Origin of the sequence: Pantoea agglomerans (genome assembly GCF_020149765.1) — a bacterium.
Classification (GTDB): Bacteria; Pseudomonadota; Gammaproteobacteria; order Enterobacterales; family Enterobacteriaceae; genus Pantoea; species Pantoea alvi.
Map to the genome: position 1 here is coordinate 2319353 of NZ_CP083809.1, position 14726 is coordinate 2334078.

General features: G+C 59.6%; 12 protein-coding genes and 1 pseudogene. 7 read left to right on the top strand and 6 right to left on the bottom strand.

Features of this window, described 5'->3' with window-relative positions; genetic code table 11:
- Nucleotides 1-90: 90 nt before the first annotated feature.
- Nucleotides 91-2868 (bottom strand): flavocytochrome c, encoded by a 2778-nt coding sequence (locus tag LB453_RS13740; protein WP_103797501.1) that lies wholly within the window; start codon nt 2866-2868, stop codon nt 91-93.
- A 580-nt stretch (nt 2869-3448) separates the two neighbouring features.
- On the opposite strand from LB453_RS13740, the gene LB453_RS13745 reads away from it, so the two are divergent.
- Together LB453_RS13745 and fumA are read left to right on the top strand one after the other, a co-directional pair.
- Nucleotides 3449-4957, top strand: a complete 1509-nt coding sequence (locus tag LB453_RS13745) for an anion permease (protein WP_103797547.1) — start codon at nt 3449-3451, stop codon at nt 4955-4957.
- Between the two features lie 151 nt (nt 4958-5108).
- The gene (fumA, locus tag LB453_RS13750) at nt 5109-6755 is read left to right on the top strand and encodes a class I fumarate hydratase FumA (protein ID WP_103797500.1); all 1647 of its coding nucleotides are present in this window, start codon (nt 5109-5111) and stop codon (nt 6753-6755) included.
- 201 nt (nt 6756-6956) lie between these two features.
- Here the strand turns inward: fumA and LB453_RS13755 are convergent, their stop codons facing one another.
- Nucleotides 6957-7136: a hypothetical protein gene (locus LB453_RS13755; RefSeq protein ID WP_103797499.1), complete on the bottom strand. Its 180-nt coding sequence runs from the start codon at nt 7134-7136 to the stop codon at nt 6957-6959.
- Nucleotides 7137-7316: 180 nt separating this feature from the next.
- Nucleotides 7317-8837 (bottom strand): aldehyde dehydrogenase family protein, encoded by a 1521-nt coding sequence (locus LB453_RS13760; protein WP_224481444.1) that lies wholly within the window; start codon nt 8835-8837, stop codon nt 7317-7319.
- A gap of 234 nt (nt 8838-9071) precedes the next feature.
- On the opposite strand from LB453_RS13760, the gene LB453_RS13765 reads away from it, so the two are divergent.
- Nucleotides 9072-9635 carry a class I SAM-dependent methyltransferase gene (locus LB453_RS13765; RefSeq protein WP_224481445.1) on the top strand — a complete coding sequence of 188 codons (564 nt, stop codon included), beginning with the start codon at nt 9072-9074 and terminating at the stop codon, nt 9633-9635.
- On the opposite strand, the gene LB453_RS13770 is transcribed toward LB453_RS13765, so the two are convergent.
- Nucleotides 9623-10345 carry a glutamine amidotransferase gene (locus tag LB453_RS13770; RefSeq protein ID WP_103797496.1) on the bottom strand — a complete coding sequence of 241 codons (723 nt, stop codon included), beginning with the start codon at nt 10343-10345 and terminating at the stop codon, nt 9623-9625. The two genes, LB453_RS13765 and LB453_RS13770, sit on opposite strands and share 13 nt — an antisense overlap.
- A 182-nt stretch (nt 10346-10527) precedes the next feature.
- On the opposite strand from LB453_RS13770, the gene LB453_RS13775 reads away from it, so the two are divergent.
- Complete coding sequence (locus LB453_RS13775) at nt 10528-11412, top strand: DMT family transporter (RefSeq protein WP_103797495.1); 885 nt, start codon at nt 10528-10530, stop codon at nt 11410-11412.
- A gap of 46 nt (nt 11413-11458) precedes the next feature.
- Nucleotides 11459-12823, top strand: a complete 1365-nt coding sequence (locus LB453_RS13780; protein WP_103797494.1) for a CoA transferase — start codon at nt 11459-11461, stop codon at nt 12821-12823.
- A 22-nt stretch (nt 12824-12845) separates the two neighbouring features.
- Here LB453_RS13780 and LB453_RS13785 read toward each other — a convergent pair whose 3' ends face one another.
- Together LB453_RS13785 and LB453_RS13790 are read right to left on the bottom strand one after the other, a co-directional pair.
- Entirely contained in the window at nt 12846-13412 is a 567-nt protein-coding gene (locus tag LB453_RS13785; protein WP_103797493.1) for a molecular chaperone, read from the bottom strand.
- A gap of 23 nt (nt 13413-13435) precedes the next feature.
- Nucleotides 13436-13663: pseudogene (locus LB453_RS13790) on the bottom strand (phosphatase); the annotation flags it as partial.
- 287 nt (nt 13664-13950) lie between these two features.
- Here LB453_RS13790 and LB453_RS13795 point away from each other — a divergent pair.
- Together LB453_RS13795 and LB453_RS13800 are read left to right on the top strand one after the other, a co-directional pair.
- Nucleotides 13951-14211: a type II toxin-antitoxin system RelE family toxin gene (locus tag LB453_RS13795; RefSeq protein WP_103797492.1), complete on the top strand. Its 261-nt coding sequence runs from the start codon at nt 13951-13953 to the stop codon at nt 14209-14211.
- Between the two features lie 69 nt (nt 14212-14280).
- Complete coding sequence (locus tag LB453_RS13800; RefSeq protein ID WP_103797491.1) at nt 14281-14646, top strand: helix-turn-helix domain-containing protein; 366 nt, start codon at nt 14281-14283, stop codon at nt 14644-14646.
- Nucleotides 14647-14726 lie beyond the last annotated feature (80 nt).

Below are 14726 nucleotides of genomic sequence, written 5' to 3' on the forward strand. Positions count from 1 at the left end.
CCGGGCGCGGCGGTAACGGCGCGCCGGGCGTTGCTGCCCTGCGCGCCGTGCGCCATCCCTGGCGCGGCGCTCGTAGCCGCCAGCGGCGGGCTAGCCGCGCGCCAGGGCCGCCGCGTTACGTCCGGCAAGGATACCAAAGATAATGATATCCGCTACAGCGTTGCCGCCAATGCGGTTGGCGCCGTGGATGCCGCCGACCACTTCCCCCGCCGCCCAGGCACCACGGATCACCTGTTTGTTGCTGTCGAGCACCGCAGTGTCGGTGTTGATGGTGACACCGCCCATGGTGTGATGCACCCCTGGCGCGATGCGGATGGCGTAAAACGGTCCCTGATTAAGCGGATGACGCAGCGCGGTGGTACGGCCGAAATCCTCATCCTTCTGGTCCACCACAAACTGGTTGTAGCGCGCCAGCGTCTCTTCAAGCGTGGTGTGCTCCATATTGAGCTTCACTGCCAGCTCGCCCACGGTGGGCGCGCTGATAACAAAGCCTTTGGCGATATACTCATCCGCCGCTTTGTTGTTTGCGCGAACCTGCTCATCGAAGACCACCCAGGCGCTTTTCTCCGGCAGCGCGATAATCTGCGCGGAAACTTTGTCGCGCGTCTCCATCTCGTTAAAGAAGCGTTTGCCCGCCTGTGAAACCAGGATAGCACCGCCGCCGCGAATCGACTCGGAGATCAGATAGGAGGTGGTCTGTTCCACCGTCGGGTGGATCTGGATTTCGCCCATATCCACGGTATCCGCGCCCAGCTTCTGCAGCATAGCGATGCCGCTGCCGGTAGCGCCTTTGTGGTTAGTGGTGACAAAGCCGTCCAGCTCAGGGCGGTATTTCACCACCATCTCGCGGTTGGCGCTGAAGCCACCGGTGGCGACGATAACGCTTTTCGCATAGAGGATGCGGCTGTCGTAATACTCATCCACCACCTTCACGCCGGTCACCGCGCCATTCTCGGTGAGAATTTCCGCGACCGAGGTATCGAGCAGCACTTCAATATTGCGCTTGTTGATGTTTTTCACCAGGCCGCTGATCAGGTAGCCGCCGACCGCCGAGCGGTCCGCAGGACGGTGCGTACGGTCGATACTCATACCGCCGGTGATGGTGATATCGTTCAGCTCAATGCCGTGATCCGCCAGCCAGTCGATCGCCTCCGGTGCCAGATCGACAAACTCACGCAGCAGCGCCGGGTTGTTTTTGTGCTGGCCGCCCTTCAGCGTCTCCTGATAGAAAAGCTCTTTGCTGTCTTTGATGCCCTTCATCGCCTGGAAGCGGGTTTCCGCCGCGTTCATGCCCACGGAGGCTTTGATGGTGTTGCCGCCGATGGTCGGCATCTTCTCGATGATCACCACGCGCGCGCCTTCGTCGTGCGCCTGAATCGCCGCCGCCAGGCCTGCGCCGCCGCTGCCGATCACCACTACGTCGTAGTTCTGCGGCGCGGAAGGATTACCGCCCTCTTCAATCACATACTCTTTGCTGGAGGTAGAGAGCGCGCGCGATACTGCTTTTTTCAGCGCCTCGCTCTGGGTTGTGGCGCCGCTGATGGCGTCAACGTGCGGGCTGTTAGCCACCAGAATACGGCTACGCAGGCTCTCAAAGGTCTCGGTGAAATCGACGTCCAGCGTATCGTCCGGCACCAGCGAGATATCGGTGATGCGGTCGGTATCGAGGGTGACGTTGATTTTCAGCTTCAGCGCTTCCGCCTCGACTTTTTCCTGATAGACGCCCGCTTTATATTTGCGGCCCGGCGCGCTGACTTCGCGGATCATCGCGTCCACCAGCGAGAAGCGCCACAGCGGCTCCGGGATCATCAGCGCTTCGCGCTGGGTGCTGTCAATGTAGAGGTCGAGATGCTCGTTGTTGAGCACGCGATCCGCCCAGTTCGGGTAGGCGATACAGGCTTTGCCGATCGCCACCAGATCGTAGCCGTGCTCCAGCGCCATCTCGGCGTCAGCTTTATTCACCACGCCGCCCACGCCGATGACCGGCACTTTCGCCAGGCGTTCGGAGCGCTGTGCAATATATTTGTCGATCAGCGGCGTTGGGTCGCGGGTATCGACGATAGAGGGACGCAGCAGCTGGCCCACGGAGAAGTGCACGTAGTCAAGGCCGCGCTCCGCCAGTTTCTCCAGCAGATAGAGCGTGTCGTCAAAGCGAATGCCGGGTACTTCAATCTCTTCCGGCGAGAAGCGATAGCCGATAATAAAGGTGTTATCTGCGATGCGCTCCGCCATTTTATGGGCGATATCCAGCACCGCCAGCGGGAAGCGGGCGCGGTTTTCACGGCTGCCGCCCCACTTGTCGTCGCGCTGGTTAGAGTTAGGCGAATAGAACTGCTGAATCAGGTAGGTATTGGCGCCGTGCAGCTCTACGCCGTCGAAGCCCGCCTTGATGGCGCGGTTCACCGCGTCACCGAATTTAGTGATCATCACTTCAACTTCATCGGCGGTCAGCGCCTGCGGTTTGGTCGCGCCTTCGCGCGGCGCGGCGATGGCGCTCGGGCCGACCGGCGTTTTACCGCCAATCAGCTCCGGCTCCACCATACGGCCGCCGTGATAGATCTGCAGGATAGCGGTCGAACCCTGGGATTTAATCGCGTCGGCGATGCGCGCCAGTCCCGCGATTTTGTTGTCGTTGTCGATGGCGATAGCGCCGGGAAAGGCGGGCCCTTTGGCGTCAATAAAGCAGCACTCGACGATGACGGTACCCAGCGTGCCTGCGCGCGCGCGATAGTACTCAACCAGCTCGCTGGTCACGGTGCCGTCATAAAATCCCGTACAGGTGGTCATCGGCGCCATGACCAGTCGATTTTTTAATACCGCGCCGTTAGGTAAAGTCAGCGGATTTAAAAGCGGGGTGCGAGTATTCATTTAGATTAACTCCGGAAATTAAAAGCTGAGAAATTCTGCGGACGAGGCACTCTGGTGAATTATTAAAAAGTCCGGCTTGATGCAACTAATATACCAGCAACTTTAGTTACGAAAGAAATGAATATAGTTATAAAACTTTTAAAGCAGCGGAGTTATTTATTTTGCAAAGCCAGAGAATTTGGTTATAGTAATGTTAACGAAAGCGCTAAAAAAATCAAATTATTGTTATAAGTAAAAATTTTTTCAATACTTTTCAATAAGGTAAAAGAGATGAAATTTATACCAAAAAGCGCCGATAACCTCATTTCCCAGCATAAAATCCTTTTATGCGTGCCGCACGCATTTTAAAGCAGCTGATTCAAATTAACGCCGCACTCACTCTTTGATCTAGATCAAAATTTACAATTATGGCAGGCGCATCATATAGGCACGGAGCAAAAGTTTATTTAATAAAGTTGTCATGTGAAGACGTTATTCAATAAGGTTTTGCTGAAGGCGTTCTACGCGCACGAATAAATAAAGGGCGCATCAACAAAGCCGACACTCTCTTCTTTATAACTTGCAGACCCTTACTATGAATATGAAAACGACGCTGAACAACGCCGCGCAACCTGCGGCTGTCCCGCCGCCGGGACAACATAAACGCTGGATCATGCTCGCTCTGCCCATCGTAGTCGCCATCCTGCTACTGCTGGTGCCGACACCCGCCGGACTGGAGCCCTACGCCTGGCACTTTTTCGCCATTTTCGTCGGCGTTATCGTCGGCCTGATTTTCGAACCGCTGCCGGGGGCAGTTATCGGCCTGACCGGGGTTGTGGTTATCGCCCTTTTCAGCCAGTTTGTGCTGTTTAGCCCCGCCGAGCTGGCGAAGCCCGGTTTTAAAGTCGCCACTGAGGCCTTTAAGTGGGGCGTTAGCGGCTTCGGCAACTCCACCGTCTGGCTGATTTTCGGCGCCTTTATGTTCGCTGCCGGCTACGATAAGACCCAGTTCGGCCGCCGCCTGGCGCTGATTCTGGTGAAATATCTCGGCCGTCGCAGCCTGACGCTCGGCTACGCCATTACCTTCGCCGATCTGCTGCTGGCTCCTTTTACGCCGTCAAATACCGCGCGCAGCGGCGGCACCATCTACCCGATTATCGCCAACCTGCCGCCGCTCTACGGCTCTAAACCCAACGACCCGAGCGCGCGCCGCATCGGCTCTTACCTGATGTGGGTGGCGATTACCGCCGCCTGTATCACCAGCTCGATGTTCCTGTCGGCGCTGGCACCGAACCTGCTGGCGCTGGCGCTGGTGAAAAGCGTCGTCGGCTTCGATATCTCCTGGGGCATGTGGTTTATCGCCTTCCTGCCGCTCGGCGTGCTGCTGATCCTGACCATGCCACTGCTGGCCTACTGGCTCTATCCGCCGGAAGTGAAGGTTAACGACGAAGTGCCGCGCTGGGCTACCGCCGAGCTGCAGAAGCTGGGCAAACTGTCACGCAATGAGATTCTGCTGCTGATTTTCGTGGTCTGTGCGCTGCTGATGTGGATTTTCGCCACCGCCTGGATTGAGCCTGCGATGGCCGCGCTGCTGATTATCATCCTGATGCTCTGGACCGGCGTGCTGAACTGGAGCGACATCACCAGCAACAAGGCGGCGTGGAACACCTTCGCCTGGTTCGCCACGCTGGTGGCGCTGGCGGATGGTCTGGCACGCGTTGGCTTTATCGCCTGGCTGGGCAAAGAGGGCGGCCTGCTGCTGCAGGGTTATGACCCGCAGATCTCCGCGGTGGTGCTGCTTATCGCCTTCTATCTGCTGCACTACCTGTTCGCCAGCACCACGGCGCATACCACCGCGCTGCTTCCCGCGATGCTGACCATCGCCGCGGCGATCCCTGGCATCAATATGCCGGTGTTCTGCCTGATGCTCTGTACCTCCCTTGGCGTGATGGGCATTATCACCCCTTACGGCACCGGCCCCAGCCCGATTTACTACGGCAGCGGCTATCTGCCGACCAAAGACTACTGGCGTCTGGGCACCATTTTCGGCCTGCTCTTCCTGGTGCTGCTGATGCTGATCGCCTATCCGTGGATGGTAATGATGTTCTAAACCAGGCGACGAGACAGGTTAATAAAGTGTAAAATCTTTTCCCTTCAGCTTACGCCAGCCGCGTCCTGCACGGCTGGCGAAATAAAAACCAACAATATTTGCGGCTGTTTGTTTCGCCCTGAGCGAGCCGTCGCCGCATAAGTGAGCCGAGATGTCGAACAAACCTTTCTACTATCAAGATCCCTTTCCGCTGTCCCACGATGAGACCCAGTACTACCTGCTGACGCGCGAGCACGTTTCCGTCGCCAGCTTCGAGGGTCAAGAAGTGCTGAAGGTCGATCCGAAAGCGCTGACCCTGCTGGCGCAGCAGGCGTTTCACGACGCCTCTTTTATGCTGCGTCCGGCGCACCAGCAGCAGGTTGCCTCTATCCTCGCGGACGATGAGGCGAGCGAGAACGATAAATATGTCGCGCTGCAGTTCCTGCGCAACTCGGAGATTGCCGCCAAAGGCGTACTGCCCACCTGCCAGGATACCGGCACGGCGATTATCATGGGCAAGAAAGGCCAGCGCGTCTGGACCGGCGGTGGCGACGAAGCGGCGCTGTCGCAGGGCGTCTATAACACCTTTATTGAAGATAACCTGCGCTACTCGCAGAACGCCGCCCTCGATATGTATAACGAGGTGAACACCGGCACCAACCTGCCGGCGCAGATCGACATCTACAGCACTGACGGCGACGAATATAAGTTCCTCTGCATCGCCAAAGGCGGCGGCTCAGCCAATAAAACCTACCTCTATCAGGAAACCAAAGCGCTGCTTTCTCCGGGCAAGCTGAAGAACTATCTGGTGGATAAGATGATGTCGCTCGGCACCGCCGCCTGCCCGCCCTATCACATCGCCTTTGTGATTGGCGGCACCTCGGCAGAGGCCACGCTGAAGACGGTGAAGCTCGCCTCGACCCACTACTACGATAGCCTGCCCACCAGCGGTAACGAGCATGGTCAGGCGTTTCGTGACCTGGCGCTGGAGCAGGAACTGCTGGAGGCGGCGCAGCAGCTCGGCCTCGGCGCACAGTTCGGCGGCAAATATTTCGCGCACGATATCCGCGTGATCCGCCTGCCGCGCCACGGCGCCTCCTGTCCGGTGGGCATGGGCGTCTCCTGCTCGGCCGACCGCAATATCAAAGCGAAGATTAACCGCGACGGCATCTGGATCGAGAAGCTGGAGGATAACCCGGCGCAGTATATTCCAGAGGCGCTGCGTCAGCAGGGCGAAGGCGACGTCGTCAGCGTCGATCTGAACCGGCCGATGAAAGAGATTCTGGCACAGCTTTCCGCTTATCCGGTCTCTACGCGCCTGTCGCTGAGCGGCACCATTATCGTGGCGCGCGATATCGCACACGCCAAACTGAAAGAGCGCATCGACAGCGGTGAAGGTCTGCCGCAGTACGTGAAAGATCACCCGATCTACTACGCCGGTCCGGCGAAGACCCCGGCAGGCTACGCCTCCGGCTCGCTTGGCCCGACCACGGCTGGCCGCATGGATTCCTACGTCGATCTGCTGCAGTCGCACGGCGGCAGCATGATTATGCTGGCGAAGGGCAACCGCAGCCAGCAGGTTACAGATGCCTGCCACAAGCATGGCGGCTTCTACCTCGGCAGCATCGGCGGCCCGGCGGCGGTGCTGGCGCAGCAGAGCATCAAGAAGCTGGAGTGCGTGGAGTATGCCGAACTGGGAATGGAGGCGATCTGGAAGATTGAGGTTGAGAACTTCCCGGCGTTTATCCTGGTGGATGACAAAGGCAACGACTTCTTTAAGCAGATTCAGGACAGCACCTGCGCGCGCTGCGTGAAGTAAAGCTTAACTACCTCATAGAAGGCGTGACATTTGTGCTCACGCGGCTGGCAGGGCGCTTTACGCATCCCTGCTCGCTCGACCCGCGACATCCACGTCGCGGGTCGCTTTGCTCCCCGAACCCTTTCAGCCGCGTATTAAGCCTCTGCGCTGCCTGCCGGAATCTGTTTCAGGCGCATTGTGCTTGTCTGATACGCCGACAGCTTACCAGAAGCGCGGCACTTCAGCCGCCTCGCCCGCCTCTGCTGTCAGCCGCCGTGCGGCGTCGCCGCTATCGCGCAGAGAGACCGCCTGCCGGGTCGGCAGGTTAACAGCAATAATGCTGTACTCCAGCCCATCCAGCACCTCATCATGTTCGGTCAGCACATTATATAATTCGTTCATCAACATTCCTTATTCAGTTCGGCCTCAGGCCCGGCGGGAACGCCTCTCCAGACCATGCCATAGCAATCTTACGCGGTTATGACAGTTAACAATGGGTCGAAAAAACGCGAAATGCGTTGAGATGAATATGGAACAAAAACGGCGCGTTGCCCAGAGAGCAGCGCGCCGCAGGCCGCGAAATCAGAAGAAACCGAGCGGCTGTACGCTGTAGCTCACCAGCAGGTTTTTGGTCTGCTGATAGTGATCCAGCATCATCTTGTGCGTCTCGCGCCCGATGCCCGATTTTTTATAGCCGCCAAAGGCGGCGTGTGCCGGGTAGAGGTGGTAGCAGTTGGTCCAGACGCGCCCCGCCTTGATGGCGCGGCCGACGCGGTAGGCGCGGTTGATATCGCGCGTCCAGACGCCGGCGCCCAGCCCGTAAATCGAGTCGTTGGCGATAGCGATCGCTTCCGCCTCATCCTTAAAGGTGGTGATGCCGACCACCGGCCCGAAGATCTCCTCCTGGAAGACGCGCATACTGTTGTCACCCTTCAGCAGCGTCGGCTGAATGTAGTAGCCGCTGGCGAGCGAGCCTTCCAGCTTCTCTACGCCGCCGCCGGTGAGCACCTCTGCCCCCTCCTGACGAGCAATCTCCAGATAGGAGAGGATCTTGTCGAACTGCTGCTGCGACGCCTGCGCGCCGACCATGGTTTCGCTATCCATTGGGTCGCCGCGCTTGATGGTTTTGATGCGCTTCATCACCGCCGCCATAAAGGGCTCATAGATCGACTCCTGCACCAGCGCGCGCGACGGACAGGTGCAGACCTCGCCCTGGTTAAGGAAGCCGAGTACCACCCCTTCAGCCGCCTTCTCAATAAAGCTCTCTTCCGCCTGCATGATATCTTCGAAGAAAATATTCGGCGATTTGCCGCCCAGCTCAACGGTAGAGGGGATCATGCTTTTCGCCGCCAGCTCGAGAATATGGCCGCCGGTCGCCGTCGAGCCGGTAAAGGCCACTTTAGCGATATCGGGATGGGAAGCCAGCGCCTCGCCCGCCAATTTGCCGTAGCCGTGTACGACGTTAAGCACGCCGGGCGGCAGCAGATCTTTGATCAGCTCGACAAACAGCGTAATGCTCAGCGGCGTCTGCTCGGCCGGCTTTAGCACCACGCAGTTGCCCGCGCCCAGCGCCGGGGCCAGCTTCCACGCCGCCATCAGCAGCGGGAAGTTCCAGGGGATAATCTGCGCCACCACGCCGAGCGGCTCATGGAAATGGTAGGCGGCGGTAAACTCGTCGATCTCGGCGGCGGTGCCCTCCTGCGCCCGCACGCAGCCGGCGAAATAGCGGAAGTGATCCACCGCCAGCGGCATATCGGCGGCCAGGGTTTCGCGCACCGGCTTGCCGTTATCCCAGGTCTCGTTCACCGCCATATATTCCAGATTTTGCTCCAGCCGATCGGCAATTTTTAGCAGCGCCAGCGAACGCTGCTGCGGCGAGGTTTTGCCCCAGGCCTCGGCGGCAGCCTGCGCCGCGGCGACGGCGTTATCCACATCCGCCTTGTCCGAACGCGGGAACTCCCCTGCAACCGAGCCGTTTACCGGCGAGGTATTGGTGAAATAGTTGCCGTTCACCGGCGTCACAAATTCGCCGTTAATAAAGTTGCCGTACGTTTTCTGCAGCTGAATCAGAGAACCCTGTTCCCCGGGAGAGGCGTAACGCATGGTAAATCTCCTTAACATGGCTGGGATTTAAACAACATTGAAACTTGTTGTTAACAATGGATGAACAAACCCAGCCTGTCAGATGTTGCCTTCGGAAACTGTGACCGCCGCAAAGGAAAAGCGCGCCGACCGGGCACACAGAAAATTCTGAGAATAAGCCGAAGCGGCAAAAAAAAGCGAAACCCGGGGTCGAAACAGGGTCAACAGATAAGGTTAATCACAGGAGAGAGTGACATGCTGGCTTCGGCTTTTACCCTTATGCGCGCAAAAGCAGAATTTATTCATCAGTTTATTCGCAATCCGCGCAAGATGGGCAGCATTACGCCTTCCTCGGCGGCGCTGTGCCGCACCATGAGCGACAGCGTCTGCTGGCACAGCGCGCTGCGCGTCGCCGAACTCGGCGCGGGCGACGGCGTGCTGACGCGTTATCTGCTGGCGCGCATGCAGCCGCAGGCGACGCTGGATGCGTTTGAGATTAGCGCGCCGCTGGCGGATAAACTGCGCGCGCTGGGGGATGCGCGTTTGCAGGTGCGCACCTGTTCGGCGGAGTATCTGAGCGGCGAGTATGACGCGATCTTTTCCGGCCTGCCGTTGCTGTCGCTGCCGCCCGCGCTGCGCAACAACATCCTGCGCGCGGCCTTCGAGGCGCTCGGGCCGGGGGGCGTTTTCGTGCAGTTTCAGTACACCTCGCTCACCCAGCCCGATCTGTCGCGCTACTTTATCTGGCAGCGTCAGCGGGTGCTGAAAAACGTGCCGCCCGCCTGGGTTTATCGCTGCCGTCGCAGCTACGCGCCCTGAGCCTGGCTCGCCTGCGGGCGCGTCTGCTGCCAGAACGCCATCAGCAGCTGCCGCGCCCAGTCCGCGCCGTCGATATCCGCGCCGCTGTCGCTGATCCCCGCCGGCAGGCAGGCGCTCATAATCTGGCGTGAAAATTCCGGGTGAAACTGCACCGACAGCGCCTGCGGCGAGTAGCGCAGGATCTGACAGGCATCTTTCTGCGATGTCGCCAGCACCTGTGCCTGCGGCGGCGGCACAATCACCGACTGGCGGTGCGACAGCCAGACGCTGAAGCGTCCCGGCAGCACCGAGAGCAGCGCGTCGCGCTGCGCCGCCGCGTCGCACGTCAGCGGCAGCAGCCCGCGCTCCCAGCCGTTGGGGTTGTCCGCCACCTTGCCGCCCAGCGCGTAGGCCATCAGCTGGTGGCCGTAGCAGACGCCCAGCAGCGGCAGCTCTGCGTCGATCGCCGCCCGCACCCACGCCGCGCTGCGCTCGCTCCACTCGGCGTGGTCGGTCACCATCGCCCAGGAGCCGCTGAGGATCGCGCCGCTGATGCGATCGAACTGCGGCAGCGACTCGCCCAGATGGGGACGCACAATAAGATAATCGTCGGGCTGCAGGCCAAGCGCATCAATAAACCAGCGCGGCTGTTCGCCGATACGCGCCGCAACCTCGGCAGGGGGAACCTCTAACTGAATCAGGGCAAGGGGCAAAGCGGAAGTGGATAGCATACCGAACCGGATCCTCTACGGGTGAGCGTCTCGGTGAATCAGTCTGACAGCAAAGCGGCGGCGTGTCTTATGATTTTCCTGCACGGGTCATAACAGAAAAATATTTGTCATCGCCTGTCGGCCTCTCCCCGCTTCGTGCCATCATTAGGGCGTAACGAAAAATAACAGCGAAGGACGGGATTGTGGCACTGCGGCATTTTTTTCTGATTTTGATGGTGGTCTCTATCTGGGCGTTCAATAACGTAGCGGTGAAGTGGGGCCTGCTGGAGCTGCCGCCGCTGTTTCTCACCTGGATGCGCTTTGTGGTGGTGGCGATTGTGTTGATCCCCTTCTGCCGCATCACGCGTCAGCAGCTTCCCTGGCTGCTGGCGCTCGCCTTTACCTTCGGCTTTATGCACTTTTCGCTGCTGTTCGTCGGCATGCGCTATACCGACGCCGGCACCGGCGCGATTGTGGTACAGCTCGGCACGCCGATCGCCATGCTGCTGGCGATGGTGGTGCTGAAAGAGCGGCTGCGCGCGATCCAGCTGGTGGGCATCGCCATCTCCCTGTGCGGCGTGGCGGTGCTCTCCGGCAGTCCAACCATCCCCGCCTGGTGGGTGCTGGCGATCCTGCTCTGCAGCGCCACCGGCTGGGCGGTGAGCAACCTGATCGTGAAAAAATCGCCGCCGATCCAGCCGCTGACCATGACCGGCTGGATCGCCTTTCTGGCGGTGCCCATCGTTGGCCTGTCGAGCTTTGTGATGGAGTCGAACCAGTTTTATGCGCTGAGCCAGGCGGGATGGCGCGGCTGGTTTGGCATTCTCTACAGCGCGATCGCCTCGTCGATTGTCGCCTATACCCTCTGGTACGGATTGCTGAAGAAGTACAACGTCAATCTGATTATGCCCTACTCGCTGCTGACGCCGGTGCTGTCGGTACTGATGGGTATTGTGGTGCTGGGCGACAGCCTCAACCGCTTTAAAATCATCGGTGCCTCGCTGGTGGTGTGCGGCACGGCGATAGCGGTGATCAATCTGCGCAGCCTGCGCATGCACGCGCGCTTCCCGCGTTTGCGCCGCCGCTGAAAAGCGGTGCTATGCTCTGGATACCGTCTGTTTCTGGAGAACGATTATGGATCATCAGCTTGCCGCGTCCCTGTGGCAGCAGCTGTGGCAAGGATTGCGTGGCCCCGGCGACGCAACCGCCCCGCCCACCTTTCTTGATACCGCGACCTTCTCATCCGCTTTCGCCGTCAGCGAGCTGGCGGCCACCAGCATCGGGCTGGCGACTCAGGCGACGGCCGCTTTTATCGGTTCCCGGCAGCCGGTCAGCGTAAACGTCCGCCTCGCCTCGCGCTGGTTTCAGACCAGCTTCTTTCCCCGCAATCGCCCTTCGCCTGCGCTGTGGGACGCCTTTGCCGGTGATTACCCCTGCGCCGACGGCTGGATCCGCCTGCACACCAATGCGCCGCAGCATCGCGCGGCGATGGAGCGCGTGCTGGGCAGGCATCCCGACCGCGACGCGCTGGCGCAGCAGGTGGCGCGCTGGCAGGCTGACGCGCTGGAGCAGGCGGTGGTCGACGCCGGCGGCTGCGCCGCGCGTATGCGCAGCGAACAGCAGTGGCACCAGCATCCGCAGGGCCAGGCAGTGCGCGAGGAGCCGCTGATCGCCTGGCAACAGGGTGATGCCGCCCCCGCGCGCAGCTGGCCGATGCCCGCCGCGCGACCGCTGCTCGGCGTTCGGGTACTGGATTTGACGCGCGTTATCGCCGGGCCGGTAGCAACTCGCTTTCTCGCCAGCCTCGGCGCGCAGGTGCTGCGTCTCGATCCGCCTGGCTGGGGCGAGCCGACGCTCGACGAAGAGATCGCCTGTGGCAAACGGCGCGCGGTGGTCGATTTCAAAACAGCGGCGGGCAGCAACAGGCTGCGCGCGCTGCTGCACCAGGCGGACGTGCTGATACACGGCTATCGCGCCGACGCGCTGGAGCAGCTGGGATTTGACGCTGAGACGCGCGCCCGGCTGGCGCCGGGCCTGGTGGACGTCAGCCTGAACGCCTGGGGCTGGCGCGGGCCGTGGCGCAACCGGCGCGGCTTCGACAGTCTGGTACAGATGGCGAGCGGTATCGCTGAGAGCGGCATGCGCTGGGCAGAAGCGGAGAAGCCGACGCCGCTGCCGGTACAGGCGCTGGATCACGCCACCGGCTATCTGATGGCCGCCGCGGCGCTGGAGGGGCTGCGCCAGCGCCACACCACCGGCTACGGCGTCAGGGCGCGGCTGTCGCTGGCCCGCACCGCCCTGCTGCTGCAGCAGCATCCCTCTCGGGACGCAAGCCTGGCCGCAGGCATTAAAGCGCATGCGCACGACACGCTGCCGACCACAGAGCTGACGCCCTGGGGCATCGGCGAACGGCTGCGCGCCGCTGCCCGGCTGCCCGGCACGCCTCAGATCTGTGCAACGCCAGGCTGCGAGCCGGGTACGCACCCGGCGCGCTGGTAGAGCTGCGCGCCGGAGTGCTTCATCACGCTTCGCCGTCGTCTTCGGCGGCCTCGTTCAGCTCGTCCCACATCGCCTGGATCGCCTCACGGCTCAGCATCGCCAGCGTGCGGTAAAAGGCGGTGGTGGCGTGCGCCTCGACCTTGCCGAGAAACGCGCCGCACCAGGGCAGCAGGTAGCTGTCAAACAGGGCGCACTGCGCCGCGCTCTCATCTTCCGCCGACTGATCTTCCAGCCAGGAGGCCGCCAGCATCAGCACGCCGAAGTGGTCAGCGGGGGCGTCGCTGAGCGGCATACCGCGCGAGGCGAGAAAGGCGCGCACTTCCGGCTCCGGCTTGCCTTCCGGCCACTGCGACGCGTAAGGCGGTACCTTACAGTCGGGGCCGACGAACAGCGCATTGTAATCCGCCGCCAGCGCCTGCGGATCGCTGTTCTGCTGCAGACGCTGCAGCAGCTCGTCCTGCTCCAGTGGCCACTGTGCGCCAAGTTTGCCCTCGCGCAGCAGGGTAAACAGCGGGACCAGCAGCGGATCCTGCGGCTGACGGTTAAACAGGGAGCCGATAACGCGGCAGAGGATGGAAAACTCGTTCATGCACTATTCCAGAGGCTAAAGGGTTAGAAATCTGCCAGTTCGGCAATCTGTTTGCCGGTGCGCTGTTCAGGAAAATCGAGCAGGCGGCGCGGCGTGACATTTAACACGCGATCTTCAGGAAAATCCACTGCGCGCGTGATGCGCAGACAGTGCTCGAACTGCCCCAGCGTAAAGGCGGTGTGGAAATCGGCGCCAAACGCCAGCTTGCCGCCGGCGTCGCGCACCGCTTCAGCGATGGCACGGCAGTTCGGCGACCGCGCGGATATCCATCGAAAACTCAGGGTTAGCGAAAGTTACTGGTGAACCCATCATATTCCACTGTTAAACCCTCTGACAATCAAGCAATTAAGGTACTTACAGGTTAGTCATTAACCCTAAGATATCATGCAGATCTTTACCAACCTCCAGGTATATACACTTTCATATTGCATAAGAAAATAACATTAGATAATTAGAAAAATTATCTTGATGCAATTAAATACCAACCCTATTATCTAATCACCCCAGCGGGATATGTTCTTCAGGATTTGGAGGCATAATGGTTGAAGTGGTTTGGTCTAAGCGTGCATTGAAGCACCTGACTAAGATCGATAGCCGCTATCGGAAATTCATTAACGAGAAGACCCAGCAGTTAGTCACCTTCCCTCTTGTGACTTTAGACATAAAGAAGTTACAGGATACCGATAACCCGTACCGGTTACGAGTTGGTGACTACCGGGTAATCTTTGAGTTGATAGAGGGTGAGCCGGTAGTACTTAGAATCGAAGAAGTGACACGCAGAACATCAAGGACTTACTGATACAAGGCGGGGCGCCCAGCCATTATGCTCCATGACATTAACCGCGACGCTAAGACACCCGGATAAACTATGTCAAAACAGTATATTTATGATGAAGCAGGTAAACCGCAATTTGTGGTACTTCCTGTAGCAGAGTATGAAAAGCTTCTCTTAGACGCTGAAGGCGAATGGGAGAGCATACCGGTTGAAGCTGGCCCAGATGATGACGAAACTGTACCTGGTGCCGTCGTAAACATCATGGTTGAACAGGATGTAAGTTTACAGGCTGCCTGGCGTATCTATCGTGGCTTAAGCCAGTATGATGTCGCTGAAAAGTTGGGTACGACTCAGAGCGCTATCTCTCAGTTAGAACGCGCAGAGAGTAAGCCACAGAAGAAGACGCGTGAACGGCTTGCGAAGCTCTATGATTGCCGTCCAGAACAGTTAGTACTTTAAAAGATACAGGCCACCTCTGCGGTGGCCTTTGTATGAATATAATTACTATTATCTAAAGACATATATTCTCCTTGCGTGAT